Raw genomic sequence first — 26,392 nt, 5'->3', positions numbered from 1 at the left:
ACGGTAACGTGCGGCCGATGAGCTGGCTGCGTCCCGAACGCCCGGCGCTGCCGGAATTCGTGGAAGATCCGGCGCGCCGCCGCGCGATCGTCATCGAACTGGTCGTCGTCTTCGGCATCACCCTCGGCCTGTCCGGGCTGCGCAGCCTGCTGTCCCTTGTGGACTCGCTGCTGCAGCCGGTGCCGCTCGCGCAGCAACAGGCGCAGCTGAACGTCCCCCAGGCGACCCTGAGCCTGGTCGACCTGCTCAAACAGCTCCTGAGCGCCGGCCAGCTCGTCGGCTGGGGCGCGCTCGGGCTGTACCTGTTGTGGCGCGGCGGGATGAAGCTGGCGGAGATCGGGCTCGACAAGCGGCGTCCCGGCCGTGACGTCGTCCAGGGGCTCCTGCTCGCCGCGGTGATCGGGATTCCGGGACTGGGTCTGTACTTCCTCTCCTACGGCCTCGGGTTCAGCCTGTCGGTGCAACCGTCCACTTTGGGCGAGACGTGGTGGCGTCCGATCACGCTGACGTTGTCGGCTTTCGGGAATGCGTTCGCCGAAGAGGTGCTCGTCGTCGCGTATCTGCTGACCCGGCTGCGGCAGCTCGGCTGGCGCGAGAACACCTCATTGGTCGCGTCTTCGGTGCTTCGCGGTTCGTATCACCTGTATCAGGGTTTCGGCGGTTTCGTCGGCAACGTCGTGATGGGCCTGGTGTTCGGCAGGCTGTGGCAGAAGACGAACCGGCTGTGGCCGCTGATCGCCGCGCACACCGCGCTGGATTTCGTCTCCTTCGTCGGATACGCACTGCTCAAAGGGCGAGTTTCCTGGCTTCCCTAGCTACTGTGAAACCGTGATTGACGAGACGACTCCACCCCGAGTTGACAGCGAAGTCGGCCCCCTGCGTGCGGTACTGCTGCACAGGCCCGGCAACGAGCTCAAAAGGCTCACGCCTCGCAACAACGACCAGCTCCTGTTCGATTCCATCCCCTGGGTGGACCGCGCGCAGGAGGAGCACGACGCGTTCGCCGAGGTGCTGCGCGGCCGCGGCGTCGAGGTGCTGCTGCTGGCCGACGCGCTGCGCACGGCGCTCTCGGACACCCGCGCCCACGCGGCGGGTGTGCACGCGGCCGTCGACGAGCGGCGCCTCGGGCCCGACCTGGCCGATTCGCTCCGCTCCCACCTTTCGAGCGCGGCGCCGGCGACGCTGGCCGAGGTCCTGATGGCCGGGATGACCTTCGAGGAACTGCCCGCCGCCGAGGGCGCCTCCCTGGTCCGGCTGATGAACCACCCGAACGACTTCGCCGTCGATCCGCTGCCGAACCTGCTGTTCACCCGTGACTCGTCGGCGTGGATCGGCGACCGCGTCGCGGTCTCCTCGCTCACCATGCCCGCGCGCGTCCGCGAAACCGCGGTGCTGGACCTCATCTACGCCTACCACCCGTGGTTCCGCCACGCCGCCCGCGCGTACGGCGCGCATTCGGCGCCGATCGAAGGCGGCGACGTCATGCTGCTTTCGCCGGGCGTCCTCGCCATCGGCGTCGGCGAGCGGACGACCGCGGCGGGTGCCGAGTCGCTGGCCCGGTCGGTGTTCGCCGACGGGATCGCGCACACCGTGCTCGCCGTCCCGATCCAGCAGACCCGCGCGACCATGCATCTGGACACCGTCTGCACGATGGTCGCGGCCGACGCCGTCGTCATGTATCCGCTTTCCCGTGATTCACTGACCGCATTCACGATGCGGCCGACCGACGACGGTTCCGTGAAGGTGGAAGGCCCGGCCCCATTCCTCACCGCGGCCGCCGAAGCAATGGGAATCGAACGGCTTCGCGTCATCGACACCGGCCTCGATCCGGTCACCGCCGAACGCGAGCAATGGGACGACGGGAACAACACCCTCGCCCTCGCGCCCGGCGTGGTCATCGGGTACGAACGTAATGTGGAAACCAACGCGCGCCTGGAGGAAGCCGGGATCGAGGTCCTGGCCATCACGGGCTCCGAACTGGGCTCCGGCCGCGGCGGCCCGCGCTGCATGTCGTGCCCGATCCGGCGCGAAAGCATCTGAAACAGAAATAAAGTAAGCCTTCCCTAATTGATTTCGATTGATTAGGGAAGGCTTACTTAATTGAGGCGGGCCTATTGTCGGTAATGGTAACCTAATAGGGGGGACATCACCAGAGAAAAGTGGAAATCGAATAGGGACATGACGTATCGTCGAACACATGGCCCTCACCAAGAAGCAACCGCGCTCGAAGTTCTACGAACTGCTGCAGGCGCAGATCCACAACGAGTTCAACGCCTCCCAGCAGTACATCGCGCTGGCGGTCTGGTTCGACGCCGAGGACCTGCCGCAGCTCGCGAAGCACTTCTACAAGCAGTCCGTCGAGGAGCGGAACCACGCGATGGCGCTGGTCCAGTACATGCTGGACACCGACCACCACGTGGAGATCCCCGGCACCGGCGACGTGCGCAACGACTTCTCCGACGTCCGTGAGCTCATCGAGCTCGCGCTGCAGCAGGAGAAGGACGTCGCGACCGACATCCAGCAGCTGGCCAAGGCCGCGCGCGCCGAAGAGGACTACATCGGCGAGCAGTTCACGCAGTGGTTCCTCAAGGAGCAGGTCGAGGAGATCTCCCAGATGTCCACGCTGCTCAACATCGTCAAACGTGCCGACGGCAATCTGTTCGAGGTGGAGAACCACCTGCACCGCGAGTCCGTCGGTGACGGCGGCGCCGACGCGGGGATGCCCCCGGTCGCCGGCGGCGCGCTCTGACCAACGCTCCCACCACGAGGAAAACCCGGGCTCTCCCCCTTGGAGAAGCCCGGGTTTTCTTCGTGCGTCAGCTGAACTGACAGTTCTGGTTGATGCTGGTCAGCAGGATGCTGACGGCCGACCCGTCATCGGACACGGAGATCCGGTACGCGCTCACCGCGCTCACCGGCGCGACGTAGGAACTGCCGTCCTTGGTACTGCCGGGATAGGCGGCGAGGATATCCGCCTCGGTCGAGCCGACGCCGATCCCCTCCGGCGTGTGCACCGTGCCCGTCGGGTTGATGACGGTGATCCCGTCGCCCTCGGTCAGCGACACCGACGTCGACACCGGAACGGCGGCCCCCTCGTCCGCGTGGCCGTAGGTGCAGGTGCCCCGGACCTCTTTCGCCCGCAGCGGACCGGCGGTGGCTTCCGCCTCGGACTCGCTCATCCCGAGCCGGAGCTTGCCGAAGCCGGCGGAGGTCAGCAACGAACCAGAGGTCACCTTGCGCTGCGTAGGCGGCTTCGTGGCGGCGGTGCTCTTCGGCGGTTTGACCGGCCCGTCCGAGGCGGTCGAGTGCGGTGGCGCGGTCGTCGGGTTCGGCTGTTCCACCGGCGCGGAAGCCGCCGGCGCCGAACTCCCCGGCCCCGGCTGCGCCAGGCTCGACGACGCCGCGCCCATGGTGAGCTGGTCGCCACCGGGGAAGGCCGCGCCGTTGTCCTTGTCGTGGATCGTGAAGACGGTGAGCCCACCGCCCAGCAGGACCACCGCGGCGGCCATCCCGCTCGTCGTCTGCATCAGCTGACGGCGGCGACGGCGACGGCGGGCGCCCGCGACGATCGCCTCGGGATTCAGCGTGGACCCCGCGCCCAGCCGCTCGTCCGAAAACAGTTCGCGCAGCTGCTGCCTCACGTCCTCGTCGGACATGTTCATCCCGCTTCCCTCCCTTCGTCCTTGGGCTCTAACAACGCGAGCTTCGTCCGCAGCGACGCGATCGCCTTGCTCGCCTGGCTTTTGACGGTGCCCTGGCTGACCCCGAGCGAATCCGCGATCTCCGCCTCGGACAGCCCTTCGTAGTAACGCAGGACCATCACCGCGCGTTGCCTCGGCGGCAACGCGCGTAACGCCTGCCACAGCGGCTCGTGCTCGAACGGATCGGCCGGACTGTACGGCTGGACGTCCGGCAGGTCGGCGACGAGGCTCTCGCGTTTGGTCCGGCGCCAGCGGCTGATATGCGCGTTGGCCATCGAACGGCGGATGTAGGCCATCGGGTCGCCGGTCTTGTGCTGGACGTACGACCAGCGGGAGCCGATCTTCTCCAGCACGGTCTGGACCAGGTCGGCGGCGTCGTGCGGGTTCCCGGTGAGGGCGTGCCCGTACCTCAGCAGCCCCGGAAGGCTGGCCCGCACGAAGTCGCCGAAGTCGGTGAGCTCACCCGACACGGCACTGTTCCGGCTCTCGCCGGCCCCCCAGACGTCCGTCCCCGGTATGACCGTCGCGGCAGCGGTCACCGTATCGCCTCCTCCCGGGGTCACCTGGCCAGGTCTGCCTGGCTCACCTCTCCCGAAACGCATGACCGCCCCCACAGGTTGTCTTCAGCCGCGAACCAGTTCGAGAGACGCTCGTCCCGCCGAGGAGTTGCCCGCCTCAACGTTTCGACACGGACTCGGGAATTCTGAACGAACCGTCCCCCTGAACAGGGAATTCGTGAACGGCCACCACGGCGTTACGGGGTATCGGTCCGTACACGTGGGGGAACTGGATACCGGCCGGATGCGGCGGGTCCCCGTCCTCCCAGACGACGGGCGCGCCGACGAGCGCCGGGTCGATCTCCAGCAGCACCAGATCGGTGCGGCCGGGGAACACGGCGTTGGCCGGGATATGCGCCGTTCCGGGGTCCGAGCAGTGGATGAAGCCGTCGGATTCGAGCGACGCGGCGGTGTAGACGCCGCCTTCGGGCACCGCCGCCCACTCGTCCTTGGCGCAGATATGGAGGATCACGCGCCCATCCTCGCGCATTTAGTCCTCTGGATGCGGGCTCCGCATCCAGAGGACTAAATGCGCGGGAAGGGGATCAGCGGATGGTGAGCTGGCGGCCGATGAGGCCGTCACGCGAGCGGCGCTCGGCCGCGTTGAGCGGCTCGGTGTCAAGGGACTTCAGCGCCGCCTCGAGCCGGGTGCCGAGCTGGTCCTTCGCGTCGGCCCACTCGCGGGCGTGGGCCTCGGGGTCGAGGTCCCACACCGGGACGAGCAGCCCGTGCGCGCGGAACGAACCGGCGTAGCGGGAGCCCTCGCCGAGGCCCAGTTCACCGGCGGCGGACAGTCGCGCAAGCGCTTGCAGCAGCAGGTTCTCCGGCTCGGGGCGGACCCAGCGCAGGTGCGCCTTCTCCCCGGCGAGCACCCAGTACGCGCCAGCGCCGAGGCGTTCGGTCGGCATGATCGCCGCGTTCGCGCGCTCGAGGGACAGCGCGACGTCTCCACTCGCGTCGGCGTCCTCGGGCAGCCACCAGGCGAAGTCGTTGTAGAGCGTGACGTCGAGTTCGACGTCGGTGTCGAGCAGGTCCTGCAGGCGGGCCTTCTCGTCGGCGGTGGGCGGCGTCGTGGTGTCCGGCACGGACAGCACGTCACCCTCCTTGGCCTCCAGCACCCACTGGAGCGCGCGGCCGAGGTCGCGGCTGATGTCCGAGGAGCGGGTCTGCACCTGCATCCCGATGTAGCGCTCGCCGTCGGACCGGACGAACGCGGCCGCCGCCATCGGCAGCACCGTGCCGAGGGTGACCTTCTCGCCGGAGCCCAGCGTGAGCGCCGCCGTCGCCGACGGGACGAACTCGCGCAGCGCGATCAGCTCGGTCTCCGCCGCGAGCCCCTCGAAGGGCTGGCCGACGAAGACGTCGCGCACCTTCGGCTTGCGGTCCGAGGTCGTCTTGGGACCCTTCTTGCGCGAACCCTTGCCCACGTCAGCCTCCTCAAAGCTCGGTTCGAAACGCTATCGCGGGAAGGCGCACGCCTCGTAAGGCCCCCGGGGTTGGTGACGAAGACGGCGCGGACGACACCCGGCGGGCCACCGGATCGACCGGATCGGCGGGTTTCAGCGGCCATCCGGGTACCACGCAAACGTGACTGAAAACGGTTGTCATCATCCGGACGATCTAATCGCGGGTGATCAGCCTGCCGTTTTGCCCGTACCGCACCGAATACTCGATCACGGCGCCATCCGGTGCCGTAGTGCGGAGAAAGGGATCACAGATGAGCACCTCGAAGCGCCGGGCCGCGTTGGCCGCGTTTCCCGTGGCACTCGGTCTGATGCTGGCCGGGCCCGCGGTGGGCACGGCTTCGGCCGCGCCGCAGTCCGACAGAGCCGACCAGGCGCGACATTGCCTGCTGCTGTGCGTCGGCCATCACCACGGGCATCACCATCACGGGCTGCACCTGCACCTGGGACTTTGGCTGCATCTGTAGCTCCCTGCCGCGCCGGGGCGGCCACCCCGGCGCGGCGCCCGGCCGGGTTACAGTCGGCGGGTGTTCGACCTCGCCGACCCGGCCTTCCTCGCGAATCCGTACCCGTCCTTCGCCGACCTCCGCGAACGCGGCGAAGTCCACCGGCACGACGGTCTCGGCATCGCCGTGGCGGTGTCGCACGCGGCGTCGGCCGCCGTCCTGCGGCATCGCGGGCTGGGCCGGATCTGGCAGGACGCGCTGCCGGTGGAGCGGTTCGCGTCGTTCAACCTCCTGCACCGCAACTCGCTGCTGGAGAACGAGCCGCCTGCCCACACGCGGCTACGGCGGGTGATCGCGGGCGCGTTCGGGCGCGGGCACGTCCAGCGGCTGCGGCCGATGGTCGCCGAACTCGCGGACGGCATGGTCGACGGCCTCGCCGCCGAGATCGCCGAAACCGGCTCGGCCGACTTGCTGGCGCACCTCGCGCAGCCGCTGCCGGTCGCGGTCATCGCGGAACTGCTCGGCGTCCCGGTCGACAAGGGACCGAGCATGGTCACCTGGTCGAACCACATCGTGAAGATGTACGAGTACGGGCTCGCCGAGGACAAGCGCGACGCCGCCGAAGCCGCGGCCGCGGAGTTCGTCGACTACCTGCGTGACGTCGCGAAGCAGCGCGCGAACTCCCCCGGCGAAGACATCGTCAGCGACCTTCTGCGCAGTGAGCTCACCGAAGACGAACTGGTCGCGACCGCGGTCCTGCTCCTGATGGCCGGGCACGAGGCGACCGTGAACGTCATCGGGAACGGCGTCAACGCGCTGCTGACCCACCGCGACCAGTGGGAGCGGCTGCTGGCCTCGCCGGAGCTCCTGGACCCGTGCGTCGAGGAGCTGATCCGCTTCGACGCGCCGCTGCAGCTTTTCGAGCGGACGGCGACCACCGACATCGAGATCGCCGGGTTCCGGGTCGCCGAGGGCGAGAAGATCGGCGCGCTCCTCGGCGCCGCCGCGCGGGACCCGAAGGTCTTCGACCGGCCGGACACACTCGACATCGGCCGCACGCCGAACGCGCACCTCGGCTTCGGCATGGGCATCCACTACTGCGTCGGCGCCCCGCTCGCGCGGGTGGAGATCGCGGCCGCGCTGTCCTCCCTTGCCTCGAAGCTGCCGGGCCTGGAGCTCGCCGAGACCCCGGAGCGGCGGCCGGAGTTCGTGATCCGGGGCCTGCGCTCGCTCCGAGTGACCACGGGTTAGGGACCTGCGCCGGACGTTCGCGTCGCGCCTGGGGCGGGCCGTGAGGTGAAGGACGCTTTACCCGCGTCGCATGCGGTGAAAGTCCCCTTCACCCACGCCGAGACCACCAGCGCGGGGAGCTCACCCGGCCCCGGCGAGTGGTAGCAAAGGTCCCTTGCTCTCTTTTCCCAGGTCAGGGATAGAGCGTGAAGTGCGAAACATGCACCGGCTTGATGTGCTCGAAGTGCCGGCGATCCACAGTGGCCACCTCGACCGTCTTCATCCGTTCGGCCGTGGCCACGACGGCCGCGTCCGCCAGGCCGAGCGGCCAATCCGAGTACTGGCGCATCAGCACGGCCATCCGCCGGAAATCGTCGTCCATGGGGTGATAGATCGCGAACTGAGGCGAGCGTATGAGTCCTTCGATGAACGCCGCCTCGGCTTCGCCACCCAGATACTTCTCGATGTAGTGACACACCTCGGTCAGTACGAGCGACGGCACCAGCAAATCACGGGTGGCCGCGGTCGCGAGCCACTCGACCACCGCCTGATGGTGATCATCTTTCCGGCTGGCCATGGCGATGAGCGGACCAGCGTCCACCACGATCGGACGCGCCATCGATCTTCGCTTGTTCCCGTCGCGAACTCAGGCGACGTCCCGGCCGCGTACCACGGCCTTCACCGTCTCGGACGCGTCGGCTGGCAGATCGAACATGCCCAAGAAGGACGGTAAGGAATACGGCTTCGACGGCTCGTCCGGGGCCGGCTCAGGCCGACGGATCCCATGCCCGGTGAGCCCCGTTTTCACGCCAGGCGAAACTCGCCCTGTCACAGGCTGTTTCACCTTCTTCGCCCTGGCGGCGGACGACTTGTAAAGACCGCTCGCAGCAGACCGCACCCGGCCGGTCTCCCCGGCAGGCAGGTCGCACTTCCGCTGCTCGCTCATACCGCCATGTTACAGACTGATCCCTCGTCAGCGGAGTGCGCGAATCCGCATTCAACGTTTAGTGAAAAAGTTGCGTCAGCGCACGGAGGAAGCGGGACGTTCGCGCCGCTCCGGCTCCGGAACCCCATCCACCTTCAGCACGCGAAGCAGCCGAAGGCGCTTCTCCTCGACAGGAGCGAGCAGCCCGGACATGCGCTTCACGAGCAGCGCGGTCACCACCGCCAGACCGGCCGCGGTCAGGTCGGTCAGCGCGACCAGCACGACGCCGTCGGCCAGCGCCTGCACGCCGTCACGGAACCGCCAGACGATGACCATCGCGAGCAGCACCCAATTGAGGGCCCAGACGCCCCACCAGACCAGCACGAGCCGCGACGGCTTCGGCCGGGTTTCCCGCGTCCGCCGCAGGACGGCGTGTTCGAGTTCCGCGACGACCGGCAGCACCATGATCAGGTTCACCACCGGCACCAGCACGAACGCCAGCACATGCCGTTGCCGCCTGGGCGGCGCCTCGCCGGAGACGTCCGCGGCGGCGTGCCTGGCCACGAGCAGCCACCACACGGTGAGCCCGGCCGGCAGCAGCGAAAGGATCGTCGTGAGCAGGCCGGCCGTGATCACGAAGGTGTCGGAGACCGAGACGACGGACGTCGACAGCGCGGAGTCGCGGCTCTGTACCAGCAGGACGTAGCGCCAGATCTCCGCGGCCGAGGCGATGACGGCAAGGGCGGCGAAGGTCCACAGCACCGGCAGCAGGCTGCGCGTGATCACCCGCAGCCGCTCCCCCGCCGTGACCTCGCCGGACGCCGTCCCGGGAACGGCGGTCGGACGGCGCCAGACCAGATTCGGGAAGCCCCACCTCGGCGGGACCGGGTAGGACGGCGGGCCGGAGTAGCGCTCGGCCACGGGCTTGCGACGCTGCGGCAGCGCGCCGGGCGGCGGCGAAGCGACCCAGCGGACGCGATGGCGCACCGGCTGCCGCATCGGCGCGGGGCGCACGGGCGGCATCGGCGACAGTGGCGCCCTCGGTGGGTAGTGGCCTGGCTGCACGGTTACAGCACTTCGGGCTCGACGCCGGGATGGTCGCCGACCATCGGGCGCCCCTCCTGCTTCCAGGAGCCCATCCCGCCGGCGACGTTCACCGCGTCCCAGCCGCTCGCGTTGAGCCACGCGGCGGCGCGCGCGGACCGGCCGCCGCTGCGGCAGATCACGTAGACCGGCTGGTCGTCGGGCAGGTCGTCGAGTTCGCCGACCCGCGCGGGCAGTTCACCCATCGGGATGTGCTTGGCGCCGGGAGCGTGCCCGGCGGCCCACTCGTCGTCCTCGCGGACGTCGAGCAGCGCGACGCCGTCCTTCGGCAGATCACGGACGGCGACGGTCGGGATGTCAGCAGGGCTCACCACCCTGCCATCCTCGCATCCCGTCCCGTTGCGCGCGCGTGAAGAACAACTCAATGCTTGACGGCTTTTTCCGCCCCGGCGCCGGTGAGCGAGCGAACCTCCATTTCGGCGTACTTCTTCTGGTTGTGGTCCTTGGACAGCACGGTGCCGAGCCAGCCGAGGAAGAACGCGACCGGGATCGAGACGATGCCCGGGTTGTCCAGCGGGAACCAATGGAAGTCGACGCCTTGGATCATCGAGGCACTCTTGCCCGTCTTCGGGTCGACGGGTTTGCCCGACACCGCCGGCGAGAACACGATCAGCAGCACACAGACCGCGAGGCCGCCGTAGATGCTCCACAACGCGCCTTGGGTGTTGAACCGCTTCCAGAACAGCGAGTAGAGGATCGTCGGCAGGTTCGCCGACGCCGCCACCGCGAACGCGAGCGCCACGAGGAACGCCACGTTCTGGTTCTTCGCGAGGATCCCGCCGACGATCGCGACCGCCCCGATCACCAGCGCGGTGATCCGCGCGACGCGGACCTCGCTGTCGGGATCGGTCTTCCCCTTCTTGATCACGTTGGCGTAGACGTCGTGCGCGAACGACGCCGACGCGGTGATCGTCAGTCCCGCGACCACGGCGAGGATCGTCGCGAACGCCACCGCCGCGATGAACCCGAGCAGGACGGGGCCGCCGAGTTCGAGTGCCAGCAGCGGTGCCGCCGAGTTGGTCGTGCCCGGCGCCTTCGCGATCACGTCCGGGCCGACGAGCGCGCCCGCGCCGTAGCCGAGCACCAGCGTGAACAGGTAGAAGATGCCGATCAGGGCGATCGCCCACACCACCGAACGGCGAGCGTCCTTCGCGGTCGGCACCGTGTAGAAGCGCATGAGCACGTGCGGCAGCCCCGCGGTGCCGAGCACCAGCGCGATGCCCAAGGACAGGAAGTCGAGTTTCGTCGTGCCGGTCTTGCCGTACTGCTTGCCCGGGCCGAGCAGCGCCTCCCCGGTCCGGCCGCCCTTGTCGACGGCGGCCTGGAACAGGCTGGAGAGGTTGAAGCCGTACTTCCCGAGCACCCACAACGTCATCGCGAACGCGCCCGCGATGAGCAGGACGGCCTTGATGATCTGGACCCAGGTGGTGCCCTTCATCCCGCCGATCAGCACGTACAGGATCATGATCACGCCGACGACGGCGATCACCAGGTCCTGGCCGAGGTTCCCCTCGATACCGAGCAGCAGGTTCACCAGACCGCCCGCACCCGCCATCTGCGCGAGCAGGTAGAAGAACGAGACGGCGAGCGTGGAGATCGCGGCCGCCGCGCGGACCGGGCGCTGCTTCATCCGGAACGCGAGCACGTCGCCCATGGTGAACTTGCCGGTGTTGCGCAGCAGTTCCGCGACCAGCAGCAATGCCACCAGCCACGCGACGAGGAATCCGATCGAGTAGAGGAAACCGTCGTAACCGTTGATCGCGATCGCACCGGCGATACCCAGGAACGATGCCGCGGAAAGATAGTCGCCCGAGATCGCGATCCCGTTCTGCGGACCGGTGAACGCGCGGCCGGCGGCGTAGTAGTCGGACGCTGTCTTCGTATTCCGGCTCGCCCGGAAAACGATCACCAGCGTGATCGCCACGAAGATCGCGAAAATGGTGATGTTGAGCGCCGGGCTGCTGCCCTGTACGCCCGCTGCCAGCGTATTCACCGTTCGGTCCCTTCGACCTCGTGCCGGATCTTGTCCGCGAGCGGATCGAGCTTCCGGTTCGCGTACCGGACATAAAGGCCGGTGATCACGAAGGTGGACACGAACTGCAGCAGGCCGAAGACCAGACCGACGGTGATGTTGCCGAAGAGTTTGGTGCTCATGAACTCGGTCGCGTAGTCGGCGAGGAGCACGTACAGCAGATACCAGAGGAGGAACAGGGCCGACACCGGGAAAACGAATACCCGCAGCCGTCGTCGCAGCTCGGTGAATTCCGGACTCGCCTGGACCTTTTCCCAGTCGGATTCCGGTTCGGAACCCAGGTCTTGATCGGTCTCGCTCATGTCGGACCTCCCACCTGCCGCGACCATTCCATGACTTCGTTGTCACGAAAGATCATGCCCCTCATAGGGCGCGAGAGGAGCAATCCATTTGAGTGAACGGTACGACTCTGCGTAGAGGGTCGCGACTCGAAAGAGTGATTTACTTCCGGTGACGGCCTTTTCCGGTGGTCCGGGTCTTCTCTTCGGCCTGCCCGAACCGGGCGACCGCACGGTCCCGCATGAAGCCGAGCGGATCGGGCGCGTGCAGCCGCAGCATCACGCCGTGGACGTCGTCCGGCCGCCCGTATCCGGTCGCGCGGCTCACCACGTAGGTGGTCAGGAAGGCGGCCGGGACGGTGATCAGCGCGGGCTGGTTCGAGAACCACGGCGCCCAGCCGCCGGTGTACTTGCTGACGATGTTGACCACCAGCGCGGACAGCACGAGTCCGCCGCCGACGAGCATCCCGGCCAGCGCACCGGGCCAGCTGAGCTTGCGCCACCAGACCCCGAGCAGCAGCAGCGGGCTGAAGGTCGACGCGGCCAGCGCGAACGACATCCCGACCGAAAGCGACAGATCCTCCGACGGCAGCAGCACCGCCAGCGCGAACGGGATCAGCGCCACGATCGCCGTCGCCACCCGGAAATCGCGGACGCGGCCGGGAAGGACGTCGGTGGACACGACCCCGGCGACACTCACCAGCAGCCCGGACGAGCTCGACAGGAACGCCGCGAACGCGCCGGCCGCGGTCACCGCGCCCAGGATCTGCCCCCAGAGTCCCGGCAGGACCGCGGACGGCAGCAGCAGGACGGCGGCGTCGGTCTTCCCGGTCACCAGCAGTTCCGGGACGTACATCCGCGACAGTGCGCCCAGCAGCGTCGGGAACAGATAGAACAGGCCGAGCAGCAGCAGGACGTGCACCGTCGTGCGGCGCGCGGCCTTGCCGTCGGGGTTGGTGTAGAAGCGGACCAGGACGTGCGGCAGGCCCATGGTGCCGAGGAACGTCGCGAGGATCAGCGAATAGACCTGCAGCAGATCGGTGAGACTGCCGGAACCGGGCCGGAGCCAGTCGCCATTGGACGTCGGCGCGTCGCTGACCACCGGCACCGGGGTGCCCGCGGTGAACTTCAGCGTCGTGCCCTTGGCGACCTTGTGCGCGGCCTCCGGCGCCCACACCGCGAAACCGTTGGCGCGCGCGCCTTCCACCTGGCCGTAGGCCTCGAGCACGGTCACCGAGGTGACCTTCAGCGTGACGTCGGCCTGCACCGAAACCGTGGTGTTCTCGGGGAAGGTCGGCGGGGCGGGCTGCCCGAGCGGGCGCGCGCTGCCCGGCGGTCCGGCGCCGAGGAACACGATGCACAGGATGAACGTGGGGACCGCGATGGCGAACAGTTTCAGCCAGTACTGGAAGGCCTGGACGACGGTGATCGCGCGCATCCCGCCCGCGATCACGTTGAACCCGACCACACAGGTCACCAGGATCGCGCCGGCCCACGCGGGCACGGGCAGGATGGTCGCCAGCGTCAGGCCCGCGCCCTGCAACTGCGGGACCATGTAGAGGATCCCGATGAACACGACGAACGCCGTCGAGACGCGGCGCAGCATCGTCGAACCCAGCCGCATCTCGACGAAGTCCGGCAGCGTGTACGCGCCGGACCGCCGCAGTGGCGCGGCGACGAACAGCATCAGCGCGAGATAGCCCGCGGTGAAACCGATCGGGAACCACAGCGCGTCGGCGCCGTCCTTGAGCACGATGCCGGCGACGCCCATGAACGACGCGGCGGACAGGTACTCACCGGAGATCGCGGCGGCGTTGCGGCGGGAGCGCACGGTGCGGCGGGCGACGAGGAAATCGTGCGTGCTGACGGCAGACCGCGAGGAGCGGTGTCCCAGATAGAAGGTCAGGACCGCCACCAGCACGATGCCGGCGATGGCCCAAGAGTTCAGCTGCACGGTGTCATTTAATCGCGCGCTGACGGAAACGCGCTGCCAGGGCGCGGCGAGAGCAGGTCGGTCACGGAGGCATCAAGGCGCCCTGCCACCGCGTTTCCGTGGCCTTCGGCCACAAGAGGGCGCGCGATCATGGGTCCTCCTCTATGTGCAGCTCCGCAATCAGTTCTCGATCATGTCGACGAAGTCGCGTTCATGACGTTCGGCGAGCCGGTTGTACCAGAGGCCGATCCCGAACAGGAACGGGAAAGGGGCCACGCCGAGGATCAACCAGGGCAACGGAATGCCCACGACGACCACTCGTCCGAAGGACGGGATCAGGTAGAAGAGCACCGGAAGCGAACACAGCGTGACCATCACCAGCAGCGCCAGCCAGGAGGCCGTCCGCAGCTGGATTTTCACCAGATCCTTGACCAGGAGCTTGCCCCAGCTGGTCTGTTCTTCGAGCTCGACCCTGGCCCGCAGGGTGCTGGTGGCCTGCCGCGGATCGGCGAGGATCACCCGCTGCCGCTTGGGTTTCGCGTGATGTTCGGGTTTGGCCTGTTCGTGCTTCGGACCGGACGGCGCGCCCGGCACGGGCTCGACGGCGGCGCCCTCGGGTTGCGCCGGTTTCCTGCGCTTGCCCAGCGTCGGGTCCGGCTCTCGGACGCCGTTGACCCGGCGGTAGTAGTCGTCGGTCACGACGACCGGTTGGCGCCGACCAGCCTGTCCTTGAGGGCGCGCGTGTGGCGGCGGCTCACCGGCAGCACCTTCTCCTCGTTACCGATCACGACCTGGTAGCCACCCTGGCCCATACGCAGTTCGGTGATCAGCGGCAGCGAGACCAGGAACGACCGGTGGATGCGGACGAAACCCGCCTTCTCCCAGCGTTCTTCGAGCTGGGCGAGCGGGATGCGGACCAGATGGCTGCCGTCGTTGGTGAACAGCCGGGCGTAGTCGCCCTGCGCCTCGACCCAGCGGACCGAAGACCGCGGGATGAGCTTGGTGGTGCCGGCCAGTTCGACGGGGATGACCTCGTCGTCGTTCTTGACCTGCCCGAGACCGCCTTCCGCGCCGAACTGCGGCGCGGCGTTGGCGGCGAGTTTGTCGATCACGCGGGTGATCGCGCGGTCGAGACGATCCTGTTGGTACGGCTTGAGCACGTAGTCGAGCGCGCCGAGGTCGAAGGCGTTGACCGCCTCTTCCGCGTGTCCTGTCACGAAGACCAGCGCGGGCGACGGGCGCAGCGCGGCGAACACCCGGGACATCTCCATCCCGGACAGACCGGGCATGTCGATGTCGGCGAACACCGCGTCCACGATCGGCAGACCGCGGGCCTTGCGATCGGCCAGCCTCGGATCGTCCGCGGACAGCAGGCGCAGCGCCTCCGAAGCGTCGATCGCCGGGTAGACCAGGGCGACGTGCGGGCTGTTCCGGAGACAGTGGACGAGTTCGTCTAGCCCTTTGGGCTCATCGTCCACCGCCAGGACAATGAGCTTCCGGGTGTCATCGTGAGCACTCACAGTGAGACGCATCCTGCCCATTGCAGGGTTCCTTGTCCAGCCCGCTTCACGAAAGTCGAACGAAAGGACGGCACCGGCACCCCCGCGCCCGGGGTGGCCGGTGCCGTCATCTTTTCCGGTGACACGAACCGCCTCGCCGTGCCACATCTATCCCTTCACGGAGTGAAGGTGAACCAGTTGACGCTCACGAAATCGGCAGGCTGGCCGCTGGTGAAGGTCAGGTGGACGTCGTGTTTCCCGGTGACACCACTGATGTTCGCCGGGATGGTCCGCCAGCTCTGCCAGCCGCCGGTGTTCGCGACGGCGAAGCTGCCGACGGGCGGGTTGGACCGGCTGTCGAGCCGGACTTCGACGAGTCCGCTCACGCCGCTCGCCGCTCCGGACGCGACGCGCGCCTGGAACTGTCTGCCGGTCTGCGTCCCGAAGTCGACGTTCGGATACGACGCCCAGTCACCATTGCCCGCCGGGCCGATGCTCTGACCACCACCGGAATCCGATGTGGCCTGTTTGGCGATGCCCGCCGCCTGGCCGTACGACTCCGCCTGGATCGTGCCGTACGCGCTGCCGCCGCCCGGGTTTTCCGTGCCGCCGCCGCGGGTCAGGACGGTGACGTAGTCGACGAGCATCGGATGCCCCGGCACGATCCCCGGCCCCGGTGTCGTGGTGCCGGAGTTGTTGTTCGGGAACGCGCCGCCGATCGCGACGTTCAGCAGCACGAAGTAGCCCGCGTGGTTCGTCATGTTGGCCCAGGTCGTGGCGTCGACCTGGTTCTGGTCGACCGAGTGGAACTGCTGCCCGTCCACCAGCCAGCGGAACACGTTGGGGCTGACGCTCGTGTCCCATTCGAAGGTGTAGGTGTGGAACGCGCTCTGACAGCTCGCGCCGGGACACGTGCGGCTGCCGACCAGGCCGGTGGTCTCGTTGCACGGGCCGCCGGGGTTGACGCCGCAGTGCAGCACGCCCCAGACCGTGTTGATCCCGTTGACGTTCTCCATGATGTCGAACTCGCCGACGGCGGGCCAGTTCCAGTAGTTGCCGCGATACGGCGAGCCCAGCGCCCAGAACGCGGGCCAGTAGCCGAGTGCCGCGGCGCCGGTGACGTTCGGCATCTGGATGCGGCCTTCGATCCGCAGCGCGCCGCCCGCGGGCGGTTTGAAGTTCGTGCGCTGCGTTTCGATCCGCGCCGAGGTCCAGTTGCCCGCGCCGTCGCGCAATGGCGTGATCCGCAGGTTCCCGGAACCGTCCTGGGCCAGGTTGGCGGGGTTCGCCGTGTAGTTCTGGATCTCGCCGGTGCCCCAGTTCGCCGGGCCGCCGGGGTACGCGTGGCCGGTGTCGACGATCCAGTTCGCGCTCGACGGGAGCGAACCCGCGGCGCCGGTGAAGTCGTCGGTGAACACGGTGGTCCAGCCTGCCGGGGGCGGCGGGACGGCGGCGGTCGCGGGCAAGGCCAGCGGCACCAAGAGCAAGGCCGCGCCTGCCAGTGCGACCTTCCAGCGGCTCGTTCGGGAACGATTAACGGACATCGGACCTCCTCGTCAACGCTGTCGAGGTTTGTTGCCGTTCACAACAAAGCGGTATGTCCGATATGAGACCTGGTCTGAACCACTTACGCCTACCACCGTTCGGGTGAATCCCCGCCGCCCCCGGACGCAAGGAAAGGTCCTTTCCTCGCAAATTTCGCAAGGAAAGGACCTTTCATTGCACGCGGGTCAGAGGCCGAAGCGGCTCCAGGCGGCCTTGGACTGCACGGCGTCCAGCAACGCGCTCGCCGCGGCGGGAGCGCCGATGCCGAGCCGCGCCAGCAGCGGCTTCTTCGGTTCGGCGACCGAGATCTCGGCGTCCGGGTACCGCTCGGTGATCACCTGGCGGAGGCTGCCGACGCCGTCGATCAGGCCGAGTTCGACCGCGCGGGCACCCAGCCAGACGTCGCCGTTGAAGAGGTCGTCGGAGCCGGAAAGCCGGTCGCCCCGGCGCTCGGTGACCCAGTCGACGAACAGTTCGTGGAGCTGGCCGTGCATCTTCTTCAGCCACTCGACGTCTTCCGGCTTCTCCGGGCTGAACGGGTCGAGCCGGGACTTGTTCGCCCCCGCGGTGTGCAGCCGCCGCTCGATGCCGAACCGCTCCAGCAGGCCGGTGAACCCGAACCCGCCGCTGATCACGCCGATGGAGCCGACCATCGACGTCCGGTGCGCGTAGATCTCGTCGGCCGCGCAGGCCAGCCAGTAACCACCGGACGCGGCGACGTCCTCGGCGAAGGCCAGGACGGGCACCTTCTTCTCGTCGGCGAGCTGGCGGATCCGCTCGGCGACCAGGCCGGACTGCGTCGGCGCGCCGCCCGGGGAGTTGATCTGCAGCGCGACGGCCTTCAGCCGCTCGTGGGCGAACGCGCGGGTCAGCGCCGATTCGACGGCGGCGAGGTTGATCGACCCCCTGGCCAGGGGTGACGGGGTCGGCGTGATCACCCCGTGCAGCTTGACCACGGCGACGACGTCCTTGCGCTCACCCCGTTCGCCGATCATCGGGAGACGGGAGGTCAGCTTGTCCGCAACGCTCATACCGCCAGGTTACCGACGTTCACGACGGCAGCACGCCGCTGCGCGAACCGCTCACCCCGCTGGCCTCGTTCGGGCCGCCCTGAGGCGGGACGGTGGCGCTGTCGGCGGAGAAGTCCGGCAGGTTCGGGCGCACGCCGGGCATGAACTTCGGCACCCGCAGGGTCACCTTCATGCCGGCGCCGGGCGCCGTTTCGACCATGAGCGCGTAGTCGCGGCCGAACACCTGCTGCATCCGCTGGTTGATGTTGCCGAGGCCGACGTGCGCGCCCGTGCGGTGCTGGCTGCGCAGGTCCGCGAGTTTGGCGGGCTCCATGCCGATGCCGTCGTCTTCGACGCTGATCAGCGCTTCGGCGCCGTAGTCCTCGGCGATCACCGTGACGCAGCCGCCGGACGGCTTCGACGCGAGACCGTGTTTGACGGCGTTCTCCACCAGTGGCTGGATGATCAGGAACGGCACGACCACCGAGAGCACCTCGGGCGCGATCTTCATCCGCACTTCGAGCCGTCCGCCGAAACGGGCGTTCTCGATCGTCAGGTACCGGTCGATGTTGCGCAGTTCCTCGGCGAGCGAGGTGAACATGCCCGACGTCCGGAACGAGTAGCGCGTGAAGTCCGCGAAGTCCTGAAGCAGCTCTCGCGCTTCCTCCGGGTCCGTCCGGATCAGCGACGAGATGGTGTTGAGCGCGTTGTAGACGAAGTGCGGCGAGATCTGCGCGCGCAACGCCTTGATCTCCGCCTGCTGCAGCTGGTTCTTCGATTCGTCCAGGCGCGCCAGCTCGAACTGGGTGCAGACGAACTGCGCGACCGCGTCGGCCATCTGCACCAGCCGCCCTCGGGTGCGCCCGACGACCAGCAGCGCGGCCTCGGTCTCGCCCTCGACGATCAGCGGCACGATCACCGCCGTCCGCATCCGGCAGGTGCCGCGGTGGTTGCACGGCATCTTGTCGTGCGCGACGACCTCGCGGCGGTGCTTGCGGATCGCGTTGCCGATGGCGTCGACGAGGTCGACGTAGTGGTCGTTGGCCTCGCCGTCCCAGGACAGCAGCGTGCCTTCGCTGTCGGTGATGCCGACGGCGACGCAGTCGAGCATCTCCAGCAGCTGGCTGGTGATCTTGTCGGCGACCTGCTCGTCGAGCCCCTCGCGGAGATCCGGTGTCGCCTTCGACATCCGGTGGACGGCCTGCAGCACCGCGTTCTCGACGATGCTCGCGGGACGCCTCAGCTTGATCAGCAGGACGACGACGAGGATGGCGAGCAACAGCGCCACACCCCAAGGGATGATCTGCGCGATTTCGAGCCCGGACACGGCGTCCATGCTCTGCGCTCGACCAACCGGGTGCAAGGCCTGCTCCCCACTTTCCGTTGAGTTGTGACAACTGAGGGTGGGGCCGACCCTACCCAAGACCCGGGCGTTGTCCCCATGGTCACTCCCCGTCGCACGGGAAAGACTGTGCGCAGGCAATCGCTTCCGGGGGAGGAACACAATGCGCGGATCGGGGAAGCTTGCGGCGGGGGTGCTGGCGGGGGTCCTGCTGGGGAGCGGGACGGCGGCCGCGGCCGGGGACCCGGTGCGCGCGGCTGTCGGCGATCTCGTCGGCGAAGGGGGTTTCCCGGGAGCGGTCGCCCAGGTCCGGAACGGTGAGGCGGTCTCGCGCTTCGGCGCCGGATACGCGAACCAGGCCACGCGCGAAGCCGCGGGGCCGCACCACCGGTTCCGGATCGCCAGCAACACCAAGGCGTTCGTCGCCACCGTGGTCCTGCAGCTGGCGGGTGAGGGGAAGCTGTCGCTCGACGATCCGATCGAGCAGCGCCTGCCCGGTGTCGTACGCGGACCGGGCTACGAACCGGAAAAGATCACGGTGCGCATGCTGCTGAACCATACGTCCGGCGTGCACGACCCGCTGGATCCGCACTTCTTCGACCCGTACCTCGTCCAGGGGAACCGGGCGCACATCATCACGCCGTCGGAGGTGATCCGGCGGTCGCTCGCCGACCGGCCGTCGTTCCCGCCGGGCCGCGGCGTGGAGTACTCGAACACCGGATATCTGTTGCTGGGCAAGGTGATCGAGAAGATCACCCGCGACGACGTCCGCGAGGAGATCCAGCGGCGGATCCTCGATCCGCTCGAACTCGGCCGGACGTACTTCCCGCTGTGGTCACCGTTCCTGCGAGGTCCGCATCTGCACGGGTACGACATGGGCGGGAAGGACATGACCGTGTTCAGCCCGTCGTACGACTGGACCGCGGGCGCGATGGTGTCGACCGTCGACGACCTCGCGACATTCCATCGCGCGTTGCTGGCGGGACGGCTTTTGGCGCCCGCGCAACAGGCCGAACTCAAGCGGCTGGTGCCGTACAGCGAGCTGGGTGCGTACGGCGCCGGCGTCGAGACGCTCAACCTGCCCTGCGCTGGTGGCGCGAAGACGGTCTGGGGCAACACCGGCGCGGGCCCGGGGTTCTACAGCGTCTCGATGAGCACGGAGGACGGCTCGAAGCAGCTCGTGCTGGCACTGAACGTGTACGACCTCGCCGCGGACGTGCACGGCGGGCAGCGGGTGCCGAAGCCGCCGATGCCCGCGGTGATGGCCGCTCTCTGCTGACCGCATTCAGAGGACGAAACGCGAGGGTGGCGGGTCACTTCAGCAGGCGCGACATCCGCCGGTCCGCGAGGGGTTTCCCGCCGGTCTGGCAGGTCGGGCAGTACTGGAACGACTTGTCCGCGAACGAGATCTCGCGGATCGTGTCGCCGCAGACCGGGCACGGCAACCCGGTGCGCGCGTGCACCCGCAGCCCGGACCGCTTCTCGCCCTTGAGCCGGGCCGCGGACTGGCCGACCGAACGCGTCACGGCGCTGGTCAGCACCTCGCGGATCGCCTCCGAAAGCCCGTCGAGCGCCGCCTCGGACAGCTTTCCGGTTGTGGCGTAAGGGGAAAGCTTCGCCATGTGCATGATCTCGTCGGAGTAGGCGTTGCCGATCCCGGCGATCAGCGACTGATCGGTCAGCGCCGTCTTCAACCGTTCGGTGCGCCCAGTGAACAACTTCTCGAGCTGCGTGCGGTCCAGCGAAAGCGCGTCCGGCCCGAGCCGCGCGATGCTCGCGACCTCCTTCTCCGGATCGCGCACGATCCAGACCGCCAGGCCCTTCTTCGTGCCGGCCTCCGTGAGATCGAAACCCGGCCCGGCGGCCGCGTCGAGATGGACGCGCAGCGAGATCGGCCCCTTGCCGGGTTTGAGCGGCGCCGGCGACAACGCGTCGGACCAGCGCAGCCAGCCCGCCCTCGCCAGGTGGACGACCAGATGCAGATCCCCGGCGACGAGATCCAGATGTTTGCCGAACCGGCCGGCCCCGGTGACCTCACGGCCGTGCAGCTCGGTCCACGGCGGTGTCGCCGTCTTCAGCACGCTGAGGGACGACACGTCGACGCGGAAGACCGTCTTGCCCACCGCGTGTTCACGCAGGTGGTGAGCGAGCGCTTCGACCTCGGGTAACTCGGGCATGGCCCCAGTCTCGCGCGTTCAGGCCGCCGCGACTACTCCACCGGGTGCAACGGGCCGTCGAAATCCGGCAGCGAGTGCTTCTGGATGGTCTTGGTGATCTTCGAGACCTCGCCGCGCACGGTGAACATGCCGCGGATGGTGCCCACCCAGCGCTCCGACGGCCGGTCGCCGGCCAGATCGCCTTCGGTCTCGGCGACCACGGTCCACGGACGGCGCAGAATCCACCGCAGCGGGAAGAACAGCGCGATCAGCAAGAGCGCCAGCGGTACCCACGACGGGATCATGACGTCGGCGGGAGTCCACATGATGAGCACGATCGCGAGCAGCGCCGTCACGGCGATCATCGCGATACCCGGGCCGTAGCTGCCCGCCACATCGTGCTCGAAATCGTCCGCTGTCGCGGGAGCACGCCATTCCATCTGGGCTCGGACCACCCAGTCACGGCCGTCCTCGCCGTGCACCAGCCGGTTCATTCAGTCGCCTCCCGCGCGGCCGCTCGCTCGTCGTGAGCGAGCTCCACCGTACCGTGACGGGAGCCGGATTCGCGAGAGTTCGAAGGCGATATGCCCGCTCGGGCGTTATGGGCACGTCGGGTAGTCGACACCCGGTTCCGGATAGTGGGAAGTCGGTTTGACCGGGCTCGGCTCGTCCTCGGACGTGTCGCCGGACGGGGTCCCGGTCGTGCTTTCGGGGGTCCCGGTCTCCGTCGAAGAGGACCCTTCCGGGTAAGTCGTCGACTCGGGCGTGGTCGACTGCTCGGTCGAGTCCCGCGATGTCGTCGTGGTCGGGCTCAGCGACTCTTCGGTGGGCCTGAACGATTCCTCCGGCGGGATGTCGTCCCGCTTCGAGGTGGTCTGGTTGGAGCCCGTGCCCGGATCCGGGACCTCGTTGCGCGGCGAGGTCTCCTCCTGCGTCGGATTCTGTTCGCCCGGGGGCTGCACGACGTCTCCGCCGCCCAGCTCCTTCCGCGGCGTGCCTGCTCCCGGCAGGCTCGGCAGGTCGGACACCCCGAGCTCGGCTCCGGGTCCTCGTCCGGTCACGGCGGGCTGGGCGCCCTTGCCCTGCAGCTGGTCCTGCGCGATCCGCTGCGGCGGGATCTCCACCGGCTGGTCATGGGCGGGCGGCGCGACCTGCGCCGGCAGCAGCGCCAGCTCCGGCAGACCACCCCCGGACAGGCCCACCGTGTGGGTGACGTCGGTGCCGAACACGGCCGGACCGGCCACGATCCCGACCGCGCCGGCGGCGGCCGTCGACGCCACCGCCAGGCCGACCTTCACCTTCGAGCCGAGCAGAAGTCCCTTGACCGACGCGGCGAGCCCGGACAACGCCCCGCTCGCGTGGGCCCCGGCGGCGGCCGGCACCAGCAGCGCCACCACACCGGCGTGCGCCCGCAGCGAGGAACAGACGTCACGCAGCTCGTCGTGGGTGGCCCGGCAGGACTGGCAGGCGATCAGATGGGTCTTGATCCGGCGAGCCTCGGCCCCGGTCACGCTGCCCGCGGTGAACCCGCCCAGCTTCTCCACCACCGCACGGCACGAATCGGGCCCGCGGTTCACCGACAGATGCGCCTGCAGATACGCCGCGCGCAGCCCCTGCCGCGCCCGGCGGGCCAACGCCGCCGTCGCGTTCGCGCTCAACCCGAAATGCGGCGCGACCATCGACGGCTGCTCGCCTTCGACCTCGGTCTGCCACAAGACCGAACGCCAACGCTCCGGCAAACTCGTGAAAGCGGTCGTGATCAGCGAATGCTCGGCCGTCCGGGCATGCGTGTCCGCACCCGCCCCGGCCCGGAAGGTCAGCTCGTCGTCGCTCACCGGCACATCACGACGCGCGCCGTGCCACTCCCACGAGACGCGGCGAGCCACCGTCAGCAGATAGGCCCGGACGTAGTCACGCGGCCCGGCACCCCGGCGCAACGCCTGAAGCACCCGGAAGAAGGTCTCGGCGGTGATGTCCTCCGCCTCCGACCGATCGGCGGCCAGACTGCGGGCCAACCGCCGCACGGCGGCGGCGTGAAGTTCGAAAAGCTCCCCGAAGGCAGCGTCCTCCCCATCACGGAGACGCTGGAGCAATGCCTGCTCGTCGGATTCCGAGGCCGCCTGAAGCGGCACCGTGCCCTGCTCGGTCATCCGGCCAGGCACCTCCTCCCCGAAGGACTCACCATTCGGTCGAATGGGGACACCATACGGAGGTATGCAGCCGTCGTCACCCCTTGTACGCCACGTGTGACACCGAAGCACCTGTAGGGGTGGGTCGAAACCGCTACAGACGGTCGGTGTATGGTTGTTCCACTGCTTCAAACGAGTGCCGGAGCAGAGCAAGACATGCGGATGTAGCGCAGCTGGTAGCGCATCACCTTGCCAAGGTGAGGGTCGCGGGTTCGAATCCCGTCATCCGCTCGCACGCGGGCACCGCGTGCGCAGGTAAAGCCTGCGCCGCAGCGTACTCGCCACAATTCCCGGGGGCCCGAGCCCCCGGACCCCCACGTTCCTTGTATCTCGCGTTGGCGAGTCGGTTCTTGGGCGCGTCGATCGTTTCGATTACTAAGTGCTACAGGTTCGGTGAGTGGGGTCACACGACCGTAGTAATTCGGATTTGTGCATATGTGGGCTGGAGAACGAGAAGCCGGCCATCTCTCGTCGATCGGGCCTTCCGCCGAAGAAGACCGCTCAGATCTCGTAGCCGTCCATCACGGTCGGCGCGACCGGGGACAGGTGCTCGTCGCCGCGCTCGGTGACCAGGCCGCGGGCCATCCGGTACACCTTGAATTCGTTGTCGTGCTCGGGATCCTGGTCGTCCCAGACATGCAGGAGGCCGTAGGAGCCGGGCGCGAGGTCGCCGACGCGGGTGAACAGGTCCACCAGCTCGGGTGCGATCGCCGTTCCGTGTTTGTCCATGCCGCCCAGGTGCAGCACCGGCACCCCGGCCGCCCAGCGGAGGTCGAGCAGGTCGCCGTCGTCGAAGTCGCGGACGGCACGGTGCACCCGCTCGACGATGCGCTCGAGCAGCGCGGCGTCGTCGTCACCGGAAGGGCTCGCTTGGATGGTCACCCACCCGTGGTATTCGAACACCCGCCTGAGTTTAGGCAGGTCCGCCCGCCGGCCGGTGGTCAGCCCGCCATCGCGGCCGGTGCCCCGTTACGCCGCAGCGCGTTCTTGAAAACCCGTTCGCCGTGCTTTTCGAAGGCGGGCACGAGCTTCTCGCCGTAGACGCACAGGGTCCGTTCCCAGGGGTGCCCGAGCGTGCCGAAGCGGAAGTCGTTCGCCAGGAACATGTGATAGTCCGTGCGCGGGAACACCGGGACCGGCCACGGGTCGAGCGCGGCGTGCCGATGGGGGTAGAAGCGGTACGACTGGTGCTGCCAGTGCAGCACCCAGACCCACTCGTCCTCGGCGACGCAGTCCTTCAGCGCCGAGAGGGCGACGCGGGCGACGTCGTTCTGCTCGACGGCGTACGGGCCGACCCGGAATTCGGCCGAGGCGCGGTCGAGGCCGCCGGGCGCGAGATCCCACGCGACGGACGGGGCGGGTTCGCGGAAACCCGGCCAGGCGTGCGCGTAGGTGCTCGGCCAGAACGCGAGCTTGTCGTAGACCCAGTACCAGGCGGGCTCATCTGCGACCCTGGAGATGGCTTCCCAAGCGTTGTTCACGAGCGACCCTCGGTGGTTCGGCCGATTAAGACTGGGAAAGCTTCGTGTTCGGGGACCAAGTTGTCCAGCTCGTGGGCATTCTCCGTGAAACTGTCACCTGATCAGGTGTCTTGCGCCGCCGCCGGAACCATGAGAATGACGGTGTGTGAACGGCGAGCCCACGGAACGCGGGCTCGCCGTCGATCGATCATGCGGCCGCCTCCCAGAGACTCATGAAGGCCGAGGCCTCACTCCGCACCCACGGCCGCACCTTGTCGCGATCACGTGGCGACAAGGCGAACTCCTTCGATCGCCGGACGTCGACGACCAGCGGACGCCCGCCCGGCCGCAGCTCGTCCATGGTCTGTTCGAGCAGCCACAGCACCATCTGTGCCGCGTCCCGGCTCAACGGCTCCTCCTTGAAATAGAGCCAGGTCACGTAGACGGGGCCGTCGCCCTTGCGCAGGCCGAGATGCGGATTGATACCCACTTCGAGCGAGCCGAGCCGCCATCGTGACCGGCCGACCTCGGCCAGCCGCAGGTCACGCCGCCCGACGTAGCGCAGCCAGCCGTTGGCGATCTCGGTGTAGTGCGGCCGCGTGCGCTCGTCCGCGTTCTCGACCAGTGCCCGCAGTGCCTCGCGATCCCGCCCGGAGATCCGCCCGGCACGGATCGCGTTCGCGGCGCGGAGGTAGAAGTTGAACCCGCCCCGGGCCGGGTCCTCGTACTGACGGCGCCAACGCCGGACGAACGAGGAACGCGAGGGACCCGAGCTCGTGCTGTACCCCACGAACGTGGGCAGGGTGATGTAGGCCATCCGTGTCTGCCTTTCGCCGCTGTTCCTGCTGTACAACGACCATTTTAGAACACATGTACGACAGAAAACGGGGCTTTACGGGTGACGCGGTGAAGGAGGCCAAGGTCCTTCGAGCAACTCGGCCGACTCCTCGAGGATCGGTACCTCGCAGACGTCCCTCGGGGTCAGGTCGGTCGGGATCCAGTGCTCGAGCATCGCCGACCAGCGCGTGATCCCCCGCAACGCCTGAGGCGACCCGAGCAGCTCGCCGACTTCGCTGACCAGGGCGCCGCCGGCCGCGGGCGAGAGGCGTCCTTGGACCATCGCGGTGAGCCAGCCGTGGATCAGCAGCCAGCGCGCGGCCGTCGGATCGGCGGGCAGTTCGAGGCCCAGTTCGTCGACGACCTGGTCGAACGCCTTGTCGACGGCGGCTTCGGCGGTGGATTCGAGCCCGGCGAGCAAGGGGAGGGACGGGGTGTCGAGTCCGGCGACGATCGCGTCCAGACCGGCCTCGACCAAGTGGGAGGTGCGGACGTCACGTCCGGCGAGCCTGCCGATGGCCAGCTCGCGCAACGCGCCGCGACACGCGTCGATCTCCGTCACCCGGTCCTACCCACGTCCGCCACCGTACCGCCGGGAGCGGTCAGCCGCGCCTGACCAGCCGCGAGATCAGTGCTGGACCAGGTCGTGAGTGGACGCAAGAATGAGGAAAGACCACATCAACCA

Annotated in this window: 29 protein-coding genes and 1 tRNA gene; 7 read left to right on the top strand and 23 right to left on the bottom strand. The window is 68.4% G+C overall.

What is annotated here, in order from left to right; all coding sequences use genetic code 11:
• The first annotated feature begins 17 nt into the window (after window positions 1-17).
• The 3 genes from AMK34_RS17520 to AMK34_RS17510 all read left to right on the top strand — a co-directional run bounded on the left by AMK34_RS17520 (window position 18) and on the right by AMK34_RS17510 (window position 2,749).
• Window positions 18-815 (top strand): CPBP family intramembrane glutamic endopeptidase, encoded by a 798-nt coding sequence (locus AMK34_RS17520; RefSeq protein WP_073846007.1) that lies wholly within the window; start codon window positions 18-20, stop codon window positions 813-815.
• A 13-nt stretch (window positions 816-828) separates the two neighbouring features.
• Window positions 829-2,040 (top strand): arginine deiminase, encoded by a 1,212-nt coding sequence (locus tag AMK34_RS17515; protein ID WP_051972296.1) that lies wholly within the window; start codon window positions 829-831, stop codon window positions 2,038-2,040.
• 157 nt (window positions 2,041-2,197) lie between these two features.
• Window positions 2,198-2,749, top strand: a complete 552-nt coding sequence (locus tag AMK34_RS17510) for a ferritin (protein ID WP_038507316.1) — start codon at window positions 2,198-2,200, stop codon at window positions 2,747-2,749.
• Between the two features lie 67 nt (window positions 2,750-2,816).
• On the opposite strand, the gene AMK34_RS17505 is transcribed toward AMK34_RS17510, so the two are convergent.
• The 4 genes from AMK34_RS17505 to AMK34_RS17490 form a co-directional block, all read right to left on the bottom strand.
• On the bottom strand, window positions 2,817-3,662 hold the full coding sequence (locus AMK34_RS17505; protein WP_073846006.1) for a hypothetical protein: 846 nt from the start codon (window positions 3,660-3,662) through the stop codon (window positions 2,817-2,819).
• Window positions 3,659-4,171: a SigE family RNA polymerase sigma factor gene (locus AMK34_RS17500; RefSeq protein ID WP_143202515.1), complete on the bottom strand. Its 513-nt coding sequence runs from the start codon at window positions 4,169-4,171 to the stop codon at window positions 3,659-3,661. The genes AMK34_RS17505 and AMK34_RS17500 overlap by 4 nt, the downstream gene beginning before the upstream one ends.
• A 205-nt stretch (window positions 4,172-4,376) precedes the next feature.
• Window positions 4,377-4,730, bottom strand: coding sequence for a DUF952 domain-containing protein (locus AMK34_RS17495; RefSeq protein ID WP_038507308.1), 354 nt, complete (start codon window positions 4,728-4,730; stop codon window positions 4,377-4,379).
• 73 nt (window positions 4,731-4,803) lie between these two features.
• Window positions 4,804-5,685 (bottom strand): DUF5926 family protein, encoded by an 882-nt coding sequence (locus tag AMK34_RS17490; protein WP_038507305.1) that lies wholly within the window; start codon window positions 5,683-5,685, stop codon window positions 4,804-4,806.
• Window positions 5,686-5,975: 290 nt separating this feature from the next.
• On the opposite strand from AMK34_RS17490, the gene AMK34_RS17485 reads away from it, so the two are divergent.
• Both AMK34_RS17485 and AMK34_RS17480 read left to right on the top strand, forming a co-directional pair.
• Window positions 5,976-6,188 carry a hypothetical protein gene (locus AMK34_RS17485; protein ID WP_037333665.1) on the top strand — a complete coding sequence of 71 codons (213 nt, stop codon included), beginning with the start codon at window positions 5,976-5,978 and terminating at the stop codon, window positions 6,186-6,188.
• A 60-nt stretch (window positions 6,189-6,248) separates the two neighbouring features.
• A complete protein-coding gene (locus tag AMK34_RS17480; RefSeq protein ID WP_073846005.1) occupies window positions 6,249-7,418 on the top strand; it encodes a cytochrome P450 in 1,170 nt (389 codons plus the stop codon).
• Between the two features lie 172 nt (window positions 7,419-7,590).
• Here AMK34_RS17480 and AMK34_RS17475 read toward each other — a convergent pair whose 3' ends face one another.
• From AMK34_RS17475 to AMK34_RS17420, 12 genes are all read right to left on the bottom strand, one after another.
• Window positions 7,591-8,016 carry a type II toxin-antitoxin system VapC family toxin gene (locus AMK34_RS17475; protein WP_073846004.1) on the bottom strand — a complete coding sequence of 142 codons (426 nt, stop codon included), beginning with the start codon at window positions 8,014-8,016 and terminating at the stop codon, window positions 7,591-7,593.
• A 27-nt stretch (window positions 8,017-8,043) separates the two neighbouring features.
• Window positions 8,044-8,343: a hypothetical protein gene (locus AMK34_RS17470; protein ID WP_038507297.1), complete on the bottom strand. Its 300-nt coding sequence runs from the start codon at window positions 8,341-8,343 to the stop codon at window positions 8,044-8,046.
• Between the two features lie 75 nt (window positions 8,344-8,418).
• Window positions 8,419-9,345 (bottom strand): DUF4328 domain-containing protein, encoded by a 927-nt coding sequence (locus AMK34_RS17465; RefSeq protein ID WP_073846003.1) that lies wholly within the window; start codon window positions 9,343-9,345, stop codon window positions 8,419-8,421.
• 44 nt (window positions 9,346-9,389) lie between these two features.
• Window positions 9,390-9,740, bottom strand: coding sequence for a rhodanese-like domain-containing protein (locus AMK34_RS17460; RefSeq protein ID WP_007030524.1), 351 nt, complete (start codon window positions 9,738-9,740; stop codon window positions 9,390-9,392).
• Window positions 9,741-9,787: 47 nt separating this feature from the next.
• Window positions 9,788-11,419, bottom strand: coding sequence for a solute symporter family protein (locus tag AMK34_RS17455; RefSeq protein WP_037333680.1), 1,632 nt, complete (start codon window positions 11,417-11,419; stop codon window positions 9,788-9,790).
• Complete coding sequence (locus tag AMK34_RS17450; RefSeq protein ID WP_038507294.1) at window positions 11,416-11,760, bottom strand: DUF485 domain-containing protein; 345 nt, start codon at window positions 11,758-11,760, stop codon at window positions 11,416-11,418. The genes AMK34_RS17455 and AMK34_RS17450 overlap by 4 nt, the downstream gene beginning before the upstream one ends.
• Before the next feature lie 139 nt (window positions 11,761-11,899).
• Window positions 11,900-13,690 (bottom strand): sodium/solute symporter, encoded by a 1,791-nt coding sequence (locus AMK34_RS17445; RefSeq protein WP_038507291.1) that lies wholly within the window; start codon window positions 13,688-13,690, stop codon window positions 11,900-11,902.
• 159 nt (window positions 13,691-13,849) lie between these two features.
• A complete protein-coding gene (locus AMK34_RS17440) occupies window positions 13,850-14,368 on the bottom strand; it encodes a hypothetical protein (RefSeq protein WP_037333690.1) in 519 nt (172 codons plus the stop codon).
• Complete coding sequence (locus AMK34_RS17435; protein ID WP_038522137.1) at window positions 14,365-15,201, bottom strand: LytR/AlgR family response regulator transcription factor; 837 nt, start codon at window positions 15,199-15,201, stop codon at window positions 14,365-14,367. The genes AMK34_RS17440 and AMK34_RS17435 overlap by 4 nt, the downstream gene beginning before the upstream one ends.
• Before the next feature lie 143 nt (window positions 15,202-15,344).
• Window positions 15,345-16,712: a glycoside hydrolase family 16 protein gene (locus AMK34_RS17430; protein ID WP_038507288.1), complete on the bottom strand. Its 1,368-nt coding sequence runs from the start codon at window positions 16,710-16,712 to the stop codon at window positions 15,345-15,347.
• 186 nt (window positions 16,713-16,898) lie between these two features.
• Entirely contained in the window at window positions 16,899-17,744 is an 846-nt protein-coding gene (locus tag AMK34_RS17425; RefSeq protein WP_038507285.1) for a S49 family peptidase, read from the bottom strand.
• Window positions 17,745-17,763: 19 nt separating this feature from the next.
• Window positions 17,764-19,059 carry a histidine kinase gene (locus AMK34_RS17420; protein ID WP_038507282.1) on the bottom strand — a complete coding sequence of 432 codons (1,296 nt, stop codon included), beginning with the start codon at window positions 19,057-19,059 and terminating at the stop codon, window positions 17,764-17,766.
• A 169-nt stretch (window positions 19,060-19,228) separates the two neighbouring features.
• Here AMK34_RS17420 and AMK34_RS17415 point away from each other — a divergent pair, with 169 nt between their 5' ends.
• The gene (locus tag AMK34_RS17415) at window positions 19,229-20,344 is read left to right on the top strand and encodes a serine hydrolase domain-containing protein (RefSeq protein ID WP_073846002.1); all 1,116 of its coding nucleotides are present in this window, start codon (window positions 19,229-19,231) and stop codon (window positions 20,342-20,344) included.
• Between the two features lie 34 nt (window positions 20,345-20,378).
• Here AMK34_RS17415 and AMK34_RS17410 read toward each other — a convergent pair whose 3' ends face one another.
• From AMK34_RS17410 to AMK34_RS17400, 3 genes are all read right to left on the bottom strand, one after another.
• Window positions 20,379-21,242, bottom strand: coding sequence for an Fpg/Nei family DNA glycosylase (locus AMK34_RS17410; RefSeq protein WP_038507276.1), 864 nt, complete (start codon window positions 21,240-21,242; stop codon window positions 20,379-20,381).
• A 32-nt stretch (window positions 21,243-21,274) separates the two neighbouring features.
• Complete coding sequence (locus tag AMK34_RS17405) at window positions 21,275-21,715, bottom strand: hypothetical protein (protein WP_005161585.1); 441 nt, start codon at window positions 21,713-21,715, stop codon at window positions 21,275-21,277.
• A 105-nt stretch (window positions 21,716-21,820) separates the two neighbouring features.
• A complete protein-coding gene (locus AMK34_RS17400) occupies window positions 21,821-23,371 on the bottom strand; it encodes a sigma-70 family RNA polymerase sigma factor (protein WP_073846001.1) in 1,551 nt (516 codons plus the stop codon).
• A 197-nt stretch (window positions 23,372-23,568) separates the two neighbouring features.
• Between AMK34_RS17400 and AMK34_RS17395 the strand changes: the two genes are divergently transcribed.
• Window positions 23,569-23,641 (top strand) — tRNA-Gly (locus AMK34_RS17395).
• 270 nt (window positions 23,642-23,911) lie between these two features.
• On the opposite strand, the gene AMK34_RS17390 is transcribed toward AMK34_RS17395, so the two are convergent.
• The 4 genes from AMK34_RS17390 to AMK34_RS17375 form a co-directional block, all read right to left on the bottom strand.
• Window positions 23,912-24,313, bottom strand: coding sequence for an immunity 7 family protein (locus AMK34_RS17390; RefSeq protein WP_038507266.1), 402 nt, complete (start codon window positions 24,311-24,313; stop codon window positions 23,912-23,914).
• 38 nt (window positions 24,314-24,351) lie between these two features.
• Window positions 24,352-24,891, bottom strand: coding sequence for a DUF2716 domain-containing protein (locus AMK34_RS17385; RefSeq protein ID WP_073846000.1), 540 nt, complete (start codon window positions 24,889-24,891; stop codon window positions 24,352-24,354).
• Between the two features lie 187 nt (window positions 24,892-25,078).
• Window positions 25,079-25,687 (bottom strand): hypothetical protein, encoded by a 609-nt coding sequence (locus AMK34_RS17380; protein WP_073845999.1) that lies wholly within the window; start codon window positions 25,685-25,687, stop codon window positions 25,079-25,081.
• A gap of 75 nt (window positions 25,688-25,762) precedes the next feature.
• A complete protein-coding gene (locus tag AMK34_RS17375) occupies window positions 25,763-26,269 on the bottom strand; it encodes a hypothetical protein (protein WP_038507258.1) in 507 nt (168 codons plus the stop codon).
• Window positions 26,270-26,392: the final 123 nt, after the last annotated feature.

Source organism: Amycolatopsis sp. CB00013, from assembly GCF_001905755.1.
GTDB lineage: Bacteria > Actinomycetota > Actinomycetes > Mycobacteriales > Pseudonocardiaceae > Amycolatopsis > Amycolatopsis japonica.
Note: the sequence above shows the minus strand (reverse complement) of the source record. Positions and strands in the feature narration are given on the sequence as shown.

Bases quoted from the DNA above. Each gene is read 5' to 3' on its own strand.
- AMK34_RS17475 (WP_073846004.1), bottom strand. From the start codon at position 8,016: ATGGCGCGTCCGATCGTGGTGGACGCTGGTCCGCTCATCGCCATGGCC.
- AMK34_RS17405 (WP_005161585.1), bottom strand. From the start codon at position 21,715: ATGAACCGGCTGGTGCACGGCGAGGACGGCCGTGACTGGGTGGTCCGA.
- AMK34_RS17415 (WP_073846002.1), top strand. From the start codon at position 19,229: ATGCGCGGATCGGGGAAGCTTGCGGCGGGGGTGCTGGCGGGGGTCCTG.
- AMK34_RS17400 (WP_073846001.1), bottom strand. From the start codon at position 23,371: ATGACCGAGCAGGGCACGGTGCCGCTTCAGGCGGCCTCGGAATCCGAC.
- AMK34_RS17380 (WP_073845999.1), bottom strand. From the start codon at position 25,687: ATGGCCTACATCACCCTGCCCACGTTCGTGGGGTACAGCACGAGCTCG.
- AMK34_RS17430 (WP_038507288.1), bottom strand. From the start codon at position 16,712: ATGTCCGTTAATCGTTCCCGAACGAGCCGCTGGAAGGTCGCACTGGCA.
- AMK34_RS17520 (WP_073846007.1), top strand. From the start codon at position 18: ATGAGCTGGCTGCGTCCCGAACGCCCGGCGCTGCCGGAATTCGTGGAA.
- AMK34_RS17485 (WP_037333665.1), top strand. From the start codon at position 5,976: ATGAGCACCTCGAAGCGCCGGGCCGCGTTGGCCGCGTTTCCCGTGGCA.
- AMK34_RS17425 (WP_038507285.1), bottom strand. From the start codon at position 17,744: ATGAGCGTTGCGGACAAGCTGACCTCCCGTCTCCCGATGATCGGCGAA.
- AMK34_RS17505 (WP_073846006.1), bottom strand. From the start codon at position 3,662: ATGAACATGTCCGACGAGGACGTGAGGCAGCAGCTGCGCGAACTGTTT.
- AMK34_RS17510 (WP_038507316.1), top strand. From the start codon at position 2,198: ATGGCCCTCACCAAGAAGCAACCGCGCTCGAAGTTCTACGAACTGCTG.
- AMK34_RS17435 (WP_038522137.1), bottom strand. From the start codon at position 15,201: ATGCGTCTCACTGTGAGTGCTCACGATGACACCCGGAAGCTCATTGTC.
- AMK34_RS17470 (WP_038507297.1), bottom strand. From the start codon at position 8,343: ATGAGCGAGCAGCGGAAGTGCGACCTGCCTGCCGGGGAGACCGGCCGG.
- AMK34_RS17465 (WP_073846003.1), bottom strand. From the start codon at position 9,345: ATGCCGCCCGTGCGCCCCGCGCCGATGCGGCAGCCGGTGCGCCATCGC.
- AMK34_RS17420 (WP_038507282.1), bottom strand. From the start codon at position 19,059: ATGGACGCCGTGTCCGGGCTCGAAATCGCGCAGATCATCCCTTGGGGT.
- AMK34_RS17450 (WP_038507294.1), bottom strand. From the start codon at position 11,760: ATGAGCGAGACCGATCAAGACCTGGGTTCCGAACCGGAATCCGACTGG.
- AMK34_RS17410 (WP_038507276.1), bottom strand. From the start codon at position 21,242: ATGCCCGAGTTACCCGAGGTCGAAGCGCTCGCTCACCACCTGCGTGAA.